General features: G+C 35.0%; 18 protein-coding genes and 1 pseudogene. 7 read left to right on the top strand and 12 right to left on the bottom strand.

Annotated features, from left to right (window positions below; translation table 11 throughout):
• Nucleotides 1-73 precede the first annotated feature (73 nt).
• The gene (mutY, locus tag C564_RS0124965) at nucleotides 74-1,168 is read right to left on the bottom strand and encodes an A/G-specific adenine glycosylase (RefSeq protein WP_018767250.1); all 1,095 of its coding nucleotides are present in this window, start codon (nucleotides 1,166-1,168) and stop codon (nucleotides 74-76) included.
• Nucleotides 1,169-1,316: 148 nt separating this feature from the next.
• Here mutY and C564_RS0124960 point away from each other — a divergent pair, with 148 nt between their 5' ends.
• Nucleotides 1,317-2,297, top strand: coding sequence for a metal-dependent hydrolase (locus tag C564_RS0124960; protein ID WP_018767249.1), 981 nt, complete (start codon nucleotides 1,317-1,319; stop codon nucleotides 2,295-2,297).
• Nucleotides 2,298-2,325: 28 nt separating this feature from the next.
• On the opposite strand, the gene C564_RS0124955 is transcribed toward C564_RS0124960, so the two are convergent.
• Nucleotides 2,326-2,592, bottom strand: a complete 267-nt coding sequence (locus C564_RS0124955) for a YfhJ family protein (RefSeq protein WP_003194903.1) — start codon at nucleotides 2,590-2,592, stop codon at nucleotides 2,326-2,328.
• 214 nt (nucleotides 2,593-2,806) lie between these two features.
• On the opposite strand from C564_RS0124955, the gene C564_RS0124950 reads away from it, so the two are divergent.
• Together C564_RS0124950 and C564_RS35390 are read left to right on the top strand one after the other, a co-directional pair.
• Nucleotides 2,807-2,965 (top strand): small, acid-soluble spore protein K, encoded by a 159-nt coding sequence (locus C564_RS0124950; protein WP_018767248.1) that lies wholly within the window; start codon nucleotides 2,807-2,809, stop codon nucleotides 2,963-2,965.
• A gap of 58 nt (nucleotides 2,966-3,023) precedes the next feature.
• Complete coding sequence (locus tag C564_RS35390) at nucleotides 3,024-3,176, top strand: YpzG family protein (RefSeq protein WP_003194901.1); 153 nt, start codon at nucleotides 3,024-3,026, stop codon at nucleotides 3,174-3,176.
• A 63-nt stretch (nucleotides 3,177-3,239) separates the two neighbouring features.
• On the opposite strand, the gene C564_RS0124940 is transcribed toward C564_RS35390, so the two are convergent.
• Together C564_RS0124940 and recX are read right to left on the bottom strand one after the other, a co-directional pair.
• The gene (locus tag C564_RS0124940) at nucleotides 3,240-3,557 is read right to left on the bottom strand and encodes a YfhH family protein (protein WP_026008704.1); all 318 of its coding nucleotides are present in this window, start codon (nucleotides 3,555-3,557) and stop codon (nucleotides 3,240-3,242) included.
• Nucleotides 3,558-3,566: 9 nt separating this feature from the next.
• Nucleotides 3,567-4,379, bottom strand: coding sequence for a recombination regulator RecX (gene recX, locus C564_RS0124935; protein ID WP_018767246.1), 813 nt, complete (start codon nucleotides 4,377-4,379; stop codon nucleotides 3,567-3,569).
• A 52-nt stretch (nucleotides 4,380-4,431) separates the two neighbouring features.
• Between recX and C564_RS0124930 the strand changes: the two genes are divergently transcribed.
• The 4 genes from C564_RS0124930 to C564_RS35385 all read left to right on the top strand — a co-directional run bounded on the left by C564_RS0124930 (nucleotide 4,432) and on the right by C564_RS35385 (nucleotide 7,674).
• Entirely contained in the window at nucleotides 4,432-5,370 is a 939-nt protein-coding gene (locus C564_RS0124930; RefSeq protein ID WP_196811505.1) for a TIGR01777 family oxidoreductase, read from the top strand.
• Nucleotides 5,371-5,446: 76 nt separating this feature from the next.
• The gene (locus C564_RS0124925) at nucleotides 5,447-6,577 is read left to right on the top strand and encodes an amidohydrolase (RefSeq protein ID WP_003194894.1); all 1,131 of its coding nucleotides are present in this window, start codon (nucleotides 5,447-5,449) and stop codon (nucleotides 6,575-6,577) included.
• A 241-nt stretch (nucleotides 6,578-6,818) separates the two neighbouring features.
• Nucleotides 6,819-7,376, top strand: coding sequence for a GNAT family N-acetyltransferase (locus C564_RS0124920; RefSeq protein WP_018767244.1), 558 nt, complete (start codon nucleotides 6,819-6,821; stop codon nucleotides 7,374-7,376).
• A 178-nt stretch (nucleotides 7,377-7,554) separates the two neighbouring features.
• The gene (locus C564_RS35385) at nucleotides 7,555-7,674 is read left to right on the top strand and encodes a YfhE family protein (protein ID WP_003194890.1); all 120 of its coding nucleotides are present in this window, start codon (nucleotides 7,555-7,557) and stop codon (nucleotides 7,672-7,674) included.
• Nucleotides 7,675-8,262: 588 nt separating this feature from the next.
• Here C564_RS35385 and C564_RS0124910 read toward each other — a convergent pair.
• The 8 genes and pseudogenes from C564_RS0124910 to nagE form a co-directional block, all read right to left on the bottom strand.
• Nucleotides 8,263-9,429, bottom strand: a complete 1,167-nt coding sequence (locus tag C564_RS0124910) for a diglucosyl diacylglycerol synthase (protein ID WP_018767243.1) — start codon at nucleotides 9,427-9,429, stop codon at nucleotides 8,263-8,265.
• A gap of 411 nt (nucleotides 9,430-9,840) precedes the next feature.
• Nucleotides 9,841-10,572 carry a pyruvate formate-lyase-activating protein gene (pflA, locus tag C564_RS0124905; protein WP_003194887.1) on the bottom strand — a complete coding sequence of 244 codons (732 nt, stop codon included), beginning with the start codon at nucleotides 10,570-10,572 and terminating at the stop codon, nucleotides 9,841-9,843.
• A 66-nt stretch (nucleotides 10,573-10,638) separates the two neighbouring features.
• Nucleotides 10,639-12,888, bottom strand: a complete 2,250-nt coding sequence (pflB, locus tag C564_RS0124900; RefSeq protein WP_018767242.1) for a formate C-acetyltransferase — start codon at nucleotides 12,886-12,888, stop codon at nucleotides 10,639-10,641.
• Between the two features lie 416 nt (nucleotides 12,889-13,304).
• The gene (locus C564_RS36975) at nucleotides 13,305-13,451 is read right to left on the bottom strand and encodes a hypothetical protein (protein WP_003194884.1); all 147 of its coding nucleotides are present in this window, start codon (nucleotides 13,449-13,451) and stop codon (nucleotides 13,305-13,307) included.
• A gap of 134 nt (nucleotides 13,452-13,585) precedes the next feature.
• A complete protein-coding gene (locus tag C564_RS0124890) occupies nucleotides 13,586-14,236 on the bottom strand; it encodes a DsbA family oxidoreductase (protein ID WP_003194883.1) in 651 nt (216 codons plus the stop codon).
• Nucleotides 14,237-14,343: 107 nt separating this feature from the next.
• Nucleotides 14,344-14,496 (bottom strand): annotated as a pseudogene (locus C564_RS36390) (sugar ABC transporter ATP-binding protein); the annotation flags it as partial.
• Nucleotides 14,497-14,539: 43 nt separating this feature from the next.
• On the bottom strand, nucleotides 14,540-15,751 hold the full coding sequence (locus C564_RS0124880) for a serine hydrolase domain-containing protein (RefSeq protein ID WP_018767241.1): 1,212 nt from the start codon (nucleotides 15,749-15,751) through the stop codon (nucleotides 14,540-14,542).
• A gap of 261 nt (nucleotides 15,752-16,012) precedes the next feature.
• Complete coding sequence (gene nagE, locus C564_RS0124875) at nucleotides 16,013-17,506, bottom strand: N-acetylglucosamine-specific PTS transporter subunit IIBC (protein WP_003205798.1); 1,494 nt, start codon at nucleotides 17,504-17,506, stop codon at nucleotides 16,013-16,015.
• Nucleotides 17,507-17,763: the final 257 nt, after the last annotated feature.

The raw sequence follows: 17,763 nt of genomic DNA, 5'->3' as shown, positions 1-17,763 counted from the left end.
ATTTGTCATTTGTTAAGGGAATATGAAATATTTGTAAGTAATTATTATGTTTATGTCGAAAAAACTTCAACCATTAAGGCTGAAGTTTTTTAACACATTCTTCATAAATCATACGATGCGATTTAGAAAAAGGTAATTTTTCAAATTCTTCTTTAGATACAACTTTTAATGTATCTGTTTCTTTAATAGCACTTGTTACCTTCCCATAAAATACAAATACATCCCATGTCCGATGAGTAAAAGTATGTTGCACATTCATTGCATACTCATCGATGGAAATAGAAATGGAAAAGTTTTCTTTCATATAATCAATAAGCTGTTGTTTCTGATTTCGAATCCCTTCACTAATTTCAACATTTGGGAATTCCCACATATTCGCAAGTAACCCTGTACTCGGTCTTTTGTTAATTACATAATTTCCATCTTCTGTTTGCAGAACACCCGCAACAAGCGGCACCATTTTAGGAGCTTTCGCCTTACTTTTGACTGGTAACTCTTTCTGTACACCTTCTGCATAACCACGACAGTGTTCCCGAACTGGACAAAGTAAACAAGCTGGATTTTTCGGAATACAAATGAGCGCACCTAGCTCCATTAAGCCTTGATTAAAATAAGATGGATTTTCCTTTGAAATGATTTCACGTACAATCTCTTCAAATACTTTTCGCGTCTTAGGTTTCGCAATATCATCCCAAACCGATAATATACGGGATAAAACACGCATTACATTTCCATCTACAGCTGGCTCTGGTATACCGTATGCAATACTTAAAATTGCACCTTTTGTGTATGGACCAACACCTTTTAATTTTTCAATTTTTTTCACATCACTTGGTACTTTCCCACCATATACTTCTTTTACTTCCTTCACCGCTGCATGTAAATTCCGCGCTCTAGAATAATAACCGAGGCCTTCCCATGCTTTTAATACCTCTTCATCATCTGCCGATGCCAACACTTCTAACGTTGGGAACTTTCCCATAAAATTTGCGTAATATGGTTTTACAGCTTCCACTCTTGTTTGCTGCAACATAATTTCAGAAACCCAAACGCGATACGGATCTTTATTTTTACGCCACGGTAAATCACGCTGTTCTTTTTCAAACCAACTAATTAAATCATGTTGAAACTTCTCTATGTTAAAATCATCTAATATTTCAAGTGCCAAACTTGATCCCCCTCATTTTTTGCATATACGTACTATTATAAAGATTTTAGGAAAAAATTTAAGTAAGATGATATAGGAAATAGAAGGCAAATGCCTTGAGATATCGAATAAAAAGAGTTACATTAATAAAAAACGGAGGTGTATTTTCATGGACACGGCCACTCACCTTGTTATGGGCGTCACATTAGGTGGTTTAGCAACGTTAGATCCAGCCATTAGCCAGAGTGATTTCGGACCACAAGCTGTTATGCTTGCAACAATCGCTGGCTCCAATATTCCTGATATTGATACCGTCTTAAAATTACGTAATAATGCAAAATATATACGAAACCATCGCGGGGTTACTCATTCCATTCCTGCTGTTATTCTCTGGTCTTTCCTTATAAGCGGAATTTCCTTTGCCTTCTTTACAGAAGCTCCCTATTTTCATCTACTACTTTGGTCATTTATCGCCGTCTTTCTTCACGTGTTTGTTGATATTTTTAACGCCTATGGTACACAAGCGTTGAGGCCTTTTACAAAAAGGTGGGTTGCATTAGGTGTAATTAATACATTTGATGCTGTTATTTTCTTTATCCATATACTCGCTATCGCTTGTATGGTTGTTGGCTCCCATAAAGGATATACTGCTTTAGCTGCATATATATTAATGTTTGTCTACTATGTCGGTCGAATTGTAATGAGACAAAATGTAAAAAGTGTAGTTTACAAACGATTTGAAGATGTAGAGGAAGTCATTATTTCTCCTTCTTATCGCTTTTATCACTATCATTTGGCTATTGTAACAAAAAAACACTATTATGTTACGCGTTGGCACCGCGGCCATATTATGGTGCATGATAAATTTGATCGTATTCCACTTCCAGATAATAAAATTATGCGAGCTGCACAAAAAGATGAAAACATTTCTGCTTTTTTATCTTTTTCACCCGTATACCGCTGGGATATTTTTGATTACGACAACTATTATGAAGTGCGTTTTATCGATTTACGGTACCGTAGTAAAGACTATTACCCATTCGTTGCAATTGTCCAACTGGATCAAAATTTAAATATTATTAGTTCCTATACTGGATGGATTTTTAGTGAAGAAAAGCTTCGTAAAAAATTGGAATTGATTCCGCATTAAAAAAAGCGACCAACTTCGGTCGCTTTTTTTAATGCTTTAAATGATCATCTTGATTAATTAAATGACTATATTTCGGATTATTCGTGCGGATTTCATGGAGACGTTCACCATGGTTATTAATCCATGTTCTTACAATTTGTTCCGTCATTTCTTCACCTTGATAACGACCAGACTTTGCATACGTTACTTGGAAGTCCTCCCATAATAACTCAATCCATGCACGAGCCTGAGAATAAGACAGAAAGCTATTTTTTTCAAGTAATTCTTTTGTTAGTACTTCATACTTATCATTCATTATTTATTTCTCCTTTTATTAATTTCGTACTTTATTTCCAAACCTCATTACCACATCAAAATTATAAATGAACAAAAGGATACACGCATTCATGAACTTCTTCCATCGCCAACAGAAGTTTCATTTTATGTTCAAGCATAATTTTCTCTATTTTGCACATTCTATTAATGATACTTCTTAGTAAGTATCATTTAATAATGAGGGGGCGTTCTTCTTGGGTAGACAAGCCGAATTTTGGTCTGAATCAAAAAACAACAGCAAAATCGATGGTCCAACGAAAGCAAAAGCTCGTTTTGCTTCGAAAAGACCTAACGGCACAATTAACACGCACCCACAGGAACGTATGCGTGCCGCAAATCATCAGGAAGAGTAAAAATAATAGTCCGTTCTAAAGAGTTATTGCAATTAACTTCCTACATGAGGTGATAAAGATGAGCTACCGTAATCATTTAGATCGTCGTTCTGAATTATTCAACCCTACCTGGGCACGTCCGAAACATGCAAAAGCACAAGTAAATGGACAGACGCAGCAAAACCAGTCTCTCATTATTTTGGCGAATGAGATGAGAAAACGCCAAATTTAATTGCCTATCTCCTTTAACAACTACGAAAAATGAAAACCAGAGCAGCCAAGGCTCTCTGGTTTTTTATTTCTCTTGTAATAGCGAAATAGGAATACCAATTTCCTCTGTCTCATTTTGTTTATGTCCCCAAGCAAATACCCCATTGAAATACGTAATCGTAAAGAAGACACCCGGTTCTTCTATAAGTTCATACGTTTCACCAATCTGAAATGCGTTTATATCTGTCATATAAGCACGAGCCATTGCCATTTTTCTCATTAATACATCAAACTCATTTACTATACCAAGCTGCTCTGCTTTCACAGCCTGTTCTTTTAAAATGCCAATTTCCTCTCTTAACTCATGTGTTGTCATATCACTATAACGTTTTGGCATATTCATCATATTCTCTCATCCCTCTTCACGTTTCATTTGTAAAAATGTCTCTATCTCATCAATAGAAAATCCTTTTCGATATAATGCTTGTTTCATCTTATTTTCATATGTCCATCCATCATGCTTTTTATGCTTCTCATGATACTTATTTCCATGATATAACAATGCAGCTTGTTGCTGCGTATCATCCTTTTCCTCTTTTAATTCTTCTAGACAAATTTGAATTACATCACGATTATATCCTTTACGGACTAACATTTCTTCTAGCTTTTGTTTCATTTGTAAAAAAGAATGCTTTTGATAGGACTTTTTCTTTTTTTCTACAAGCTCAAAGGCATTTTCAATTTGCTTCTCTTTCGGATACTCTTGTAAACTATGAGTAATAATTATATCTTGGACACCTTTATTAAAAAGTTCCCGTCTAATAATTGTCGGTCCTTTTTGGTTCACGTTACTATGAGTTCGCACATACGAAATGGCATACTCTTTATCATTAATATAGTGATCATGTAATAATTTCGAAATAACTTCAGAGATGATGGCTTGTCCAATTTCTTTTTTTCGTAAGTATTCTTCTACTTCCTGTTTCGTCCGCATTTGATAGGATAAATAAGAAATTGCTTGCAAATATGCTTTTTGTACTTCTTCATTGTATAAAATATTTGCTAACTCTACTTCATCGATTTCTAAACCCTTTTGCAAACCGTGCTTGATTAAGGTTACTTGATTCACACTAAATCCGTATTCTTCACCTTGTCCTTTATCAATATAAATATTAAATCGTTCTTTCGTTCGTTTTTGTACTTCTATTTTTGTAATGACAGCCATATTCTTCACCCCGCTACTATTTTAACATAGTTGCGGAACAATTTTGCTTTTCATGAATATATATAATGAGGAGGAAGTTCAGTTGAAAATTGCAATTTCTGGGGGAACTGGTTTTATCGGTAAAGCATTAGCTACTTTTTTAAGCCTAAAAGGGTACACCATTTACATTCTTACCCGAGAAAAAAAAGAGACACCTTTCAACTCTAACATTCACTACGTCCAATGGGATAAATGCTCACCTAAATTCCCTCTCACCTCTATCGATGTTGTTGTTAATCTAGCTGGAGAATCTATTAATAACGGTCGATGGACAAAGAAGCAGAAAGAAAACATTATAACGAGTCGTCTTCATACAACAAATAGTCTCATCAAACAATTACAAACATTACCAAATAAGACCCATACTTTTATTAACGCTAGCGCAATTGGCTATTACGGTACATCTGAAACAAAAATTTTTACAGAACAGAACAAAGAACATGGCAGTGACTTTTTAGCAACTACAGTAAAACTATGGGAAGAAGCAGCCTCTCATGCAACTTCTCTAGGAATTCGAACCGTCTATACACGCTTTGGAATTGTTTTAGGAAAAGAGGGTGGTGCCCTTCCTAAAATGTTGCTTCCCTACAAATTATTTATTGGTGGCACAATCGGTTCAGGTAATCAGTGGCTGTCTTGGATTCATCTAGATGATGTCATCCGCATGATTGATTTTGCAATAGACACCAAAGAAATAGAAGGCCCTCTTAACATTACAGCACCAAATCCTACAACAATGAAAGAGTTTGGAGAGACACTTTCATTTATCATGCATCGCCCACATTGGCTTCCCGTTCCAGCATTTGCACTACATGCTTTACTTGGAGAAATGAGTATGCTTGTGCTACAAGGACAACATGTATTGCCTAACAAAGCAATACAGCACGGATACCAATATTCTTTTCCTACATTAAACCCTGCATTACAAAATATTATATTGCATACACTGTAGTACTTCTGAAATAAACCCATTAAAATTGTTCTATTTACTAATTTAAAGGTTATTAGCCAATGGAAATGAGGTATCTATGAAAACGCTATTTAAGCAGGCCATTGTATATCCCATTACTTCTTCCAAATTTCAAGGAGATGTATTGGTTAAACACAATCAAATCGCTGCGATAAAACCACATATTGAGCCCACTCAAGATATGACTGTTATTGATGCAAGAGCCCTTCACCTTTTACCAGGATTTATCGATGTGCATACTCATCTCGGCTTATACGATGAAGGGACTGGATGGGCTGGAAATGATGCCAATGAAACATCTGAAGTATTAACACCACATATTCGTTCTTTAGATGGTATCCATCCTTTTGATATTGCTTTTCAAGATGCGGTTCAAAATGGGGTTACAACTGCCCACGTTATGCCTGGAAGTCAAAATATTATTGGCGGGACAACATGTGTGATTAAAACTGCCGGAACTTGTATCGATCATATGATTATTCAAGAACCTGCTGGATTAAAAATTGCATTTGGAGAAAATCCAAAACGAGTTCATAGTAATGGCACAAAAGAATCGATTACTCGTATGGGGATTATGGGATTGCTTCGTGAATCTTTTTACGAAGCACAACATTATGGAAACGAAGCAGATTTTCGAATGCTCCCTATTCTAAAAGCTTTGCACCGAGAAATTCCAGTACGTATTCATGCTCATCGGGCAGATGACATTCTTTCCTCTCTTCGCTTTGCAAAAGAATTCAATCTTGATTTACGTATTGAACACTGCACAGAAGGACATTTTATTGTAAAAGAACTTGCCAATCAAAATTTAAAAATATCTGTTGGTCCGACATTAACACGCCGATCAAAAATTGAACTAAAAAATAAATCATGGGATACTTACCATACTTTATCAAAGCATGGGATAGAAGTTTCGATTACAACAGATCATCCCTATACTCCCATTCAATATTTAAATGTTTGTGCAGCCATCGCTGTCAGGGAAGGATTAGATGAAAAAATTGCATTAGAAGGAGTTACAATCATTCCCGCTCGAAACTTACGTTTAGAGAAAAGAATTGGAAGTATTGAAGTTGGAAAAGATGCCGATCTTGTATTATGGACACATCACCCATTTCATTACTTAGCCAAGCCCGTACTAACTATGATTGATGGAAAAATAATTTACAAAAAAAATAAAAAAAACTAGTTTATTTTTTTGACTAGATAAAGTATTATACGATTATAAACTGAATGAAACCATAATCAATTTGTGTCGTGATTTTTCATTTCAAATTGATGAATGGGGAAGGCAAATGGTGCGCCACCAGCGTTATAGACTGGTTCTAGTGGGTTCGATTCCCACCCCGAAATTTTTTAAAGGTTGATATAAAAATTTCGAGGGTGGGGTGTTTTTTCGTCATGCTACCCTCATATGAGGAGGAGTTAGTATGTTAAAAAAACGCGACTTACACGACAGCCACGTTCTATATGATTTAATGGTGGATCCTGCTGTCTTCCCTTTTGTGCGTCAAAAAGCTTATTCATACGAAGAGTTTTTATTTTTAACAAAGCAAACAATAGAAGCAGAAGAGCGTGGTGAATTAATTTCACGCACAATTTTAGATGAATGGGGAAACCCTATCGGCACGATTACTTTATTTGATGTGCAAGAAAAAGCTGGTTTTCTTGGTACATGGCTTGGAAAACCGTATCATGGCCAGGGGTATAATAAATTAGCAAAAGATGCTTTTTTCAGCGAGCTTTTCTATGAGTTAGATATTGAAATAATCTTTATGCGTATTCGCAAAGTAAATATTCGTTCGATGAAAGCAGCTGAAAAACTACCATATGTAAACCTAGCAAACGAAACTAGAAAAGCTGTTTATGATGAAATTAACGCAATCGAAGAAGTATATAACTTATATGAAATTCCAAAAGATCAATATACTCTTTCTACAATGCGTGATACTACATTCCAAGATACTCATCATTTAAAAGAAGCGTAGTATGTCACTAATTATAAAGTGAAACTTTAATCAGTGGGAAACTTATCCCCCACCTATTTTGTGGGGGCCTTACTGCCCGCGAATAGCGGGATAAAATGAATATACTTGTTTATTGTGTATACCTCTTTATGTCATTGGAAATGATAGATAATAACTTTATGACACGAGGTGATCTGTAATGGATAGAAAGAAACGTGAAAAAGCAAGAAATACATTAAATAGTACACAAGAGGTTCTTTATCAACGAGAGTTTCGAAGAGCAGATCGTGCAGCGGGATATCGCCCTAAAGGTGTATAATTATAAAGTGAAATTTTAATCAATGGGTGCTTTATCCTTCACTGATTATCAGCCCTCACCAATCGGGCTTTTACGGGCAGTTGATCACTTAACTTCTTTGCTTTCGTCAAAGTTTGAGATGGAATTTTACTGCCCACAAATAGTGGGATAAAGTGAAACTTGAGGTAATTTTTTTACCCTCTCCTACCCTTTACTTTTTGGATGACAAAGTAAAGATTTACCCCTTATATTATAAGGGGTATTTTTTGTGGAAAACTTTATCCACAAAATTAATAGAATTGTGTATAAATTTATCAATTCTTTTGGATTATTATAAACTTAATCACAAATATCATGTTTATTTTGTGGATATTTTTTCTGAAAATTGTGGACAATGTGGATATCGTTGTTAATATTCCGACTTTACCGTCTATTGAAACCGCATTCTCTTGTGGATAACATATAACGAATATATAAAAACATACAACTTTATCGAGGGGAACTGTTTTGGCTAGGGCAGTTATACCTTGTGACTAACTTTAACTTTTATACTGAATTCCTACAAAACAACAAAGAAACCCTCTTTCCAAATACAAAGAGGGTTTCATATTACGTAAAAGATTGAGCAAGAGCTGGCGACTTAATCGGCATATGATTAGATTGCACATGGTTCTCTTCTAAAATTGCATCTACAATGTGGCAAGCTGGCTCTGGACGATAGATACTTCCCATCGCTTCTTTCATTTGTAAGAGCTTCCTATCATCTTCTAATAGTGCCTTTGTTTTCGCAAAAATGTCCTCATCTTCACGAATTACAAGTGCAGCTCCTTTTTTTTCAAAATATATTGCATTTTCATTTTCTTGTCCCGGTACTGGTTTATATAAAATGACAGGTACTTGTAAAGCTGCCGCTTCGCTTAATGTAATGCCTCCTGGCTTTGTAATCATACAAGAGGTAATACGGAATAACTCATCGATATTCTCTACATAACCAAATACTGTTAATGCCTCAGGCTTTTGTTCCTTAAGCCCTAATAACTCTTGTTTTAAGGCTTCATTTTTCCCACAGACAACAGCTATTTGAAGATTAGGAACTGTCATAAATGATTGACATAATTCTTTTACATTTCCTAATACACCATGGGCACCTGCTACAATAAGTAAAATCTTTTTCTCACGAGATAAGTGATATTTACTATATAGGATTTCCGGGTTAATAGTTAATTCAAAGTTTTTACGAATTGGAATCCCAGTTTCTACAATTTGCTCTGAAGGTACACCAATTTCAACCATTACTTTTTTCACATGATCTGTCGCTACAAAATAACGATCTACTTCACGATGAATCCATATTTTGTGTAAACAAAAATCTGTTAACACATTATAAACAGGAATTGAGAAACCTGTTTGTTTTTTCAATTCCGGTACTGCAATAATTGGAAATGTATTAATAACAATGTCTGGTTTTTCTGCATGTAATAATGCTTTTAAGCGTTTTCTCCCAAAATTCGCATACCACGATGCAATTTTCTTATCGTAAATCTTTTCTACACCATAATAAAATAAGCGATATAGCTCTTTACCTATTGTATAACTTTTCAAGTATAAATATTTTGTAATATCCGTTATGACTGGATGTGACTCTCCAAATAGGTCACACACAATCACATCCTCAATTCCTTTTTGACGAAATGTTTGTGCTAATGTTTTTGCTACTTGCACATGACCGTTACCGTAATGTGCAGTTAATATTAAAACCTTGGGGTTTTTTATCAAACAAATCCACTCCTAGCTTTTTCGCTTTCCCATATTGCATATACGACAATAGGAAAAACATTTTCCTAAAAAAAATTACATGTTTGGATTCCAACACTTTCATGTTAGCTATGTACCTGTCGTGGATATGCAAAGCATATAAGATTGACCCCTTAATCCTATCTGTGCTCATATCTTTACATTATACTTTCCTATCAGAGCTTTCGCAATAACTTACAAATGATCATATTCCATGATACTCACCCTGCTACTTCTTAATTCTTGTTACTATTTGGTTTTCCCTTTACAATTATGTAAATTTATCCTCTTATTTCTTTACAAAAATATGGATATTCCACTTTCAGTATACTCTTTTCTATAGATATACTCTAGATTTTATTAAAAGAAAGCAAAAAGTCTAATCCAAATGGATTAGACTGCTTGTAAAATATTTTTTGCCTTTTGAACATTTTTTTCTGTTGGAGGTTCTACCCCTTCAAGAGGATACTTATGTCCTAGTGCTTCCCATTTATATACACCAAGCTTGTGATATGGTAAGACTTCAACTTTCTTTACATTAGAAAGGCTTTGAATGAAGCTAGATAATCTCTGCAAATCTTCTTCACTATCAGTAACACCTGGAACTAATACGTGTCTTACCCAAATTGGTTTTTGTTTATCAGATAAATAACGAGCAAATTGTAGAATGTGTTCATTCGTTTTACCAGTTAATTTACGGTGCTTTTTAGGATCGATATGTTTTAAATCTAATAATACTAAATCTGTATAGTCCATTAAAATATTTAATTTTCTTTGGAACTCTGGCTCTTCAGAATAGCAGCCTCCAGAAGAATCGATTGTTGTATGAATTCCAATTTCTTTGCATTTCTTAAATAGCTCAATTAAAAAGTCTAACTGCAGTAATGGTTCCCCACCGCTCACAGTAATGCCACCACCGGAAGCTTCAATAAAAGGAAGGTAACATGTAACATCCTGCATTACTTCTTCAACTGTTATTTCTTTTCCTTTACCGATTTCCCACGTATCAGCATTATGACAATATTGGCAGCGTAATAGACACCCCTGTGTAAATATGACATAACGAATTCCTGGGCCATCAACAGTACCACAAGACTCTACAGAATGAATTCTTCCTTTTACCATGTTAACTTCCTCCTTTATTGAAACAGCCTCCCTCTGCTTTTATTACAACAGAGGGAAACTTTTTACTTACATACTTTCATGCATTGTACGGTTAATTACATCGATTTGTTGTTCACGAGTTAATTTAATGAAGTTAACTGCGTAACCAGATACACGAATTGTTAATTGTGGATATTTTTCAGGATGTTCCATTGCATCCATTAATGTTTCACGGTTAAATACGTTAATATTTAAGTGATGTCCTTCTTTCACTGCATATCCATCAAGCATAGATACTAAGTTTTTAACTTGTACATCATCTTCTTTACCAAGTGCTTTTGGAATAATTGAGAATGTATTAGAAATACCATCTTGCGCATCTTCATAAGGTAATTTTGCAACAGATAATAGTGATGCTAGTGCACCTTTTGTATCACGTCCATGCATAGGGTTTGCACCTGGTGCAAATGGCTCACCAGTACGACGACCGTCTGGAGTGTTACCAGTTTTCTTACCATATACAACGTTAGATGTAATAGTTAAGATTGACATTGTATGAACAGAGTTACGGTATGTTTTATGTTTACGAAGCTTGTTCATAAATGTTTTCACAAGGTTTACTGCAATTTCATCTACACGGTCATCGTTGTTACCGTATTTAGGGAAATCACCTTCAATTTCAAAGTCAACTGCAATGCCATTTTCATCACGAATTGGTTTTACTTTCGCATATTTAATTGCACTTAAAGAATCAGCTACTACAGATAAGCCAGCGATACCCGTTGCCATTGTACGAAGAACATTTGTATCATGAAGTGCCATTTCAATACGTTCATAGCTATATTTATCGTGCATATAATGGATAACATTTAATGTGTTTAAATATAAACCAGCTAACCATTCCATTGTCATATCGAATTTGCGCATAACTTCTTCGTAATTTAATACTTCAGAAGTGATAGGTGCAAATTCAGGTCCAATTTGTTCTTTTGATTTTTCATCTTTACCGCCATTAATTGCATATAATAGTGTCTTAGCTAAGTTTGCACGAGCTCCGAAGAACTGCATTTGCTTACCTATTCTCATTGCAGACACACAACAAGCAATACCGTAATCATCGCCATACTCTGGGCGCATAATGTCATCATTTTCATATTGAATTGCAGATGTTTTAATAGACATTTGCGCACAGTAGTTTTTAAAGTTCTGTGGTAATTGTTTAGACCAAAGAACTGTTAAGTTTGGCTCTGGAGCTGGTCCTAAGTTATCTAATGTGTGCAAGAAACGGAATGAGTTTTTCGTTACTAATGGACGACCATCAAGTGCAATACCACCAATAGATTCTGTTACCCAAGTTGGGTCACCAGAGAATAATTCATTATAATCAGGTGTTCTCGCAAATTTCACAAGACGTAATTTCATAATGAAATGATCGACAATTTCTTGTGCCGCTTCTTCAGTTAATGTACCATTTTCAATATCTCTTTCGATGAAGATATCTAAGAATGTAGAAGTACGTCCAAGGCTCATTGCTGCCCCGTTTTGTTCTTTAATCGCTGCAAGGTAAGCGAAGTATAACCATTGGAATGCTTCTTGTGCATTTGTTGCTGGTTTAGAAATATCAAAACCATGAGAAGCAGCCATTTGTTTTAACTCTTGAAGTGCACGCATTTGCTCAGATAACTCTTCACGTAAACGCATTGTATCTTCGCTCATTACACCGCCGGTTAAATTTAAGTCTTCTTTTTTCGCTTCGATTAAACGATCAACACCGTACAATGCCACGCGGCGATAGTCACCAATAATACGTCCTCGACCATATGCATCTGGAAGACCTGTAATAACACCTGATTTACGAGCTAATCTCATTTCTGGAGTATAAGCATCAAATACACCTTGGTTATGCGTTTTGCGCCAATCTCTGAAAATACGACTAAGTTCTTTATCCATTTCGTATCCATAAGCTTCACAAGCTTGTTCTGCCATACGAATACCACCATAAGGTTGTAATGAACGCTTAAATGGCTTGTCAGTTTGGAAACCAACTACTTTTTCAATATCTTTATTTAAATATCCAGGACCGTGAGATGTAATAGAAGAAACAATGCTTGTATCCATATCAAGAACGCCACCATTTTCACGTTCTTGTGTTGTTAACTCCATTACTTGATCCCAAAGTTGTTTCGTTACTTCTGTTGCTCCCGCTAAGAAGGCTTCGTCACCTTCATAAGTGTTTACATTATTTAAAATGAAGTCGCGGACATCAATCTCTGCTTTCCACTTTTCACCTTTAAAGTTTGTCCATGCATTTTTTACATTTTCTAATACTTGAGTCATCCTAATCTCCTCCATTTTTTGATTAGTACAGGACTAAGATTTTTTATATAACAGCTTACACATTTAGAATACTACTTTTTTTTAAAAAGCGAATGAGATAGTTGTGACACGTTTGTGAAATATTGAACAAACCACTATACACATAGTGTTAACTTCATTTAAAACTCTTTTAAATTAACTCTTTCCTTAATTGTATATTTTTGGTATTCTTATAAACGAATCCTATTCTGTAGTATAAAGGGTCATACCCATTTTAAACTGTAATACCCTTACCTCCTATTCTGTTATAGTTTTTTTAGAACAGAATAGAAAGAAGTGTACCTGTTTGGTACACTTCTTTTCATGATTAATTGGAAATATATTTTACATATTTCAAATTTGCACTAATCCATTCGTTCGTCCCCACACAATATAAATCATTTTCTTCTCCATATATTTTGAGCAGCTGTTGCATTTGGATTTCCGGTATCATGAGCAACAACAAATGTAACTTGATCCATTTGTAATCCAGAACGTCTTTTACTTGGGACGGGCAAATACTGCGGGGGAATTGCATACTTCATTTCTAATACCTCCTCTTTTGGTTTTTGTTATATATAAGCTTGAACATAGAGAAATGGCTGAACTTATTTAAAATAAAAACAGCTGTTGGGACACTCTCAACAGCCTAACAGATGCTATACGCATCCGTTTTTTATCACTCACAACCATCTATGTTACATGTCATTCCTTCTGACAAAGTTGTAGTTTCTTTTTTCAATTCTTGTTCAATCACTGCTTCTAACGTTTTTTTATCTCGGACACCTTGGACAACGCTATCACCAATAATAAATGTCGGCACAGCTTGTACGCCCTGTTCATAATATGCATGATGTACTGCTTTTTCATGAGCTGCTTTATATGTGTGATTTTCTAAAGCAGCTCGAAATGCTTCTTGATTCAATCCGACTTCTCCAGCAATTTCTACTAGCACTTCAATTTCGCCGATATTTCGTTCTTCTTGGAAAAACGCTGTGAATACACGGTGCTGATACTCATTTCCTTTTCCATGTTCTTTTGCAAATTGATATCCTTCAAAAGCTGTATGTGTATATGGATGCGGTGAAAGTCGGGGCAGTTTCATATCAACACCCATTTGCTCTGCCCATGGCATAATTGTGCTTTGGAACATCCCTAATTTATCTGGCTCATTCCATGGATCAATTCGCTCCGCTGGATATGGTCGTAATTCAAACGGCATCCATTCTACTTCTACATCTTTTCCTTGAATTGCTTCTTGCAGTGGCTTTTCACCTAAAAAACAAAATGGACAAACGTAATCCGAATAGACTTTTATTTTTAATGTCATGATTAATTTCCCCTTTATGATCAAGTTGAAACAATTATAGTTACAACAAAGTTTAATTGTCAACTCTATACTTTTCCAATAAAAGAGGCATCCTACTACGATGTCTTCTAATTTTTAAAGGTTATAATTGTTGTTACCGCATAGTATACCGCTTTTTCAAAATCCGCATGTTCAGATACCGATATCGAAACAAGTGACCCACCACTTGCTGAAAAATATTGAACTGCTTCTAGTGGAATGCCGTCTTCTTTTACATCAATTCTCAACTTACATGAAAAAAAGACTACCTCAAAAGATAGTCTCTTACACTTCAATATGCTGCAACATCGTATAAATATCATTATTAACCGTACCAAATGATTTAATGTTATTTTGAATATTAGATAATAAAATAACATACGCATTACCACTTCTACTAAATCCATTTAAACAATTCCATCCCGGCATTACACCGTGATTAGAGTAACTTCCCGGATTTACATACCATCCAAATCCATAATCTTTTTTAAATGCTGTAAACATTTGATTGTAGCTTTCTTTGGATATTAGCTTCCCAGAAAATAGCGCTTCGTTAAATAAGTATAAATCATTTGCACTCGTATATATGTCGCCATTTCCATATAATTGTGACATGCTCGGGATAGCAGGTACTGTCATATTATTATTTACAATCTTGTAACCAGTAGAAGGATACTTTGTTTTCTCTAATTCAGTACCAAAACCCGAATTTTTCATGCCTACAACATCAAAAATATGTTGTTTAATATATTCTTCTAATGGTTGTCCACTAACTTTCTCAACAATGTAACCAAGTATTGAATAATTGGAATCCGAATACTTCCATTTTTCACCTGGATTAAATAAACGTTTTTGTTGTCCAATTCGCTTCAACAATTCCTCATGAGAAATATCATCTGCTCCTGCCTCATATTCAGGAATTCCAGATGTATGTGTCAATAGATGAACTAATTTAACTTCGCTACCTCTTGGAAAACTAGGAATATATTTCGCTATTGTATCCTCTGTTTGAAGTTTATTTTGATCTTTTAACTGCATAATCGCTGTCGCTACGAATGCCTTTGAAATTGAGCCAATATAAAATGTTGTTTCTGAATTATTTAGTATTTTTTTCGCCTGATTTGCCAGCCCGTACCCTTTATTCAAAAGTACTTTTCCATTTTTCACAACAACTGCTGTTCCACTAAAATTTTTGCTCTTTAAATACTCATCTAATTGGGCATTCTCGTTAATTTCTTGTGGTGGTCCTTGGACAGGTTGTTCCACTTCCTTATTAGCTTGCTGTGGCACTTCCGGAGGTTGTTCTGCTTGTTTTTGTACCGTTTCTTTCTTTACTTCCTTAGTTGCTTTTAACGCATTCTCTTTCTTATTATGTGAAGTAATTTTTGTAAACGCAAAATATACAAGCGAAAACAATACAATGAGAATGACCGTTCTTTTTATGTATGTAACCGGTCGACGAGCTTTCACACTGACACTATCCTTTTCTTCATTCATGGTTCTTTTTTCCCCTTATTTACCAATAATTTAATCCATTCATAAAAAAGATACCCTCTAATTTCTCCTAACTAATGGAAGTTTTGTTTTATACCATCCCTACTTTATCATGTGACGAACGTATTACCAACAAATATGCACAAAAAAAGAAAAAGAAAATTCCAAAAAGTAAGATTCCCGATAATATTTCTATAAAAAAAGAGGATGCCCTCAAAAAGATCAACTTTATCGACCTTTTTGAACATCCTCTTTTACAATTATTTATACATGTTTTTTCATATCATCAGCTACAGATTCAACGTTTGTACCTACGATAACCTGCACGCTTGTATTACTTAATTTCATAACACCTTTTGCACCTGCACGTTTTAATGCTGGCTCATTTACTAAGTTTGCATCTTTGACTTGTAGGCGTAAACGAGTCGCACAGTTATCAATAACGGTTAAGTTGTCTTTTCCGCCTAATGCTGCTACGTAAGTTTCACCGATAGATCCTGCAACTGGTACTTCATCTTCTTCTACTAACTCCTCATCATCTTCACGACCTGGAGTTTTTAAGTTAAATTTCTTAATTAAGAAATAGAATACCGCAAAGTAAATTGCTGCATAAATCAAACCAATTCCCGCTAATAATAACGGTTTTGTTGCAATACCTAAGTTTAAGAAATAATCAATCGCACCGGCACTAAATGAGAAACCATCGTGAATACCAAGTTTTGTTGTTACAAATAACGAAATACCTGTTAATACAGCATGAATACCATATAATACTGGAGATAAGAACATGAATGAGAATTCAATTGGTTCTGTAATACCAGTTAAGAATGATGTTAAAGCAAGACCAGCTAACATTCCTGTAACCATTTTACGTTTTTCTGGTTTAGCAGCTGCAATCATTGCGAAACATGCTGCTGGTAAACCGAACATCATAATTGGGAAGAACCCAGTCATAAACATACCTGCTGATGGATCTTGCGCAAAGAAGCGTGCGATATCACCATGAACAATATCGCCTGCTGCATTTGTAAAATCACCAAGTACAAACCAGAAATATGTGTTCATTACATGGTGTAAACCAATTGGAATTAATAGACGATTTAATAAACCGAATAGACCAGCTCCGATTGCATCTAAGTTTACAATACCGTGTGCTACTGCATCAATACCGCTTTGAATTGTTGGCCAAATTTGACCGAATACTAATCCTAAAAGAAGCATGACAACAGAAGTAATAATTGGCACGAATCGTTTTCCTGCAAAGAAGCCTAACCATTCTGGTAACTTAATCTTATGGAATTTGTTATATAATAAGCCAGCGACAACCCCGGCAATAATACCACCAAGTATAGCCATATTTATCTTCGGTGTTAAAGCCGATGCTTTTGAAACTTTTGTCATTGTATCTGCTAACTTACTCGGATCAACTGAACCGAGTAAGTCTTGAACACTTTTTAATTTATCATTTAATTCTGCTGTTGAATAACTAACACTTAAAGTATTAGTTGTATTCTTCATAACTAGATAACCAATCGCACCTGCAAGACCTGCGGCACCACTACCATCAACAGATAAACCGATTGCAACACCAATTGCAAAAATAAGTGCTAAGTTATCAAAAATTGCTGCACCGGCCTGTGCCATAACAGGAATATCAAATACGTCTGGTTGACCTAAACGAAGCAATAATCCTGCTGCTGGTAACACTGCGATTGGAAGCATTAACGCTTTACCAATACGTTGTAGAAACTGCAACATTGTAATTCCCCCTATTCAATTTATGAAATCGTTATCATTATAATTGTACCTTAGAAAACGCTTTCTATTACATAATCATAATAACATATAGTTGTATAGATGTGTAGCTTTTATTTATGAACTTTTTATGGATATATTACCCATTTTCAAACTGTTATATAAAAGGGGGATTTTCCTTTTATTACCGACTAAAATGAAAGATAAGGCAACTATACAGCCATTTTGATTTTCCAACATATAAGCCACGGCTATGAAGA

Source organism: Bacillus sp. 105MF, assembly GCF_000374885.1.
In the GTDB taxonomy this organism is placed as follows: domain Bacteria; phylum Bacillota; class Bacilli; order Bacillales; family Bacillaceae_G; genus Bacillus_A; species Bacillus_A pseudomycoides.
The sequence above is the reverse complement of the archived record's forward strand: the minus strand, read 5'-3'. Positions and strand labels throughout refer to the sequence as shown.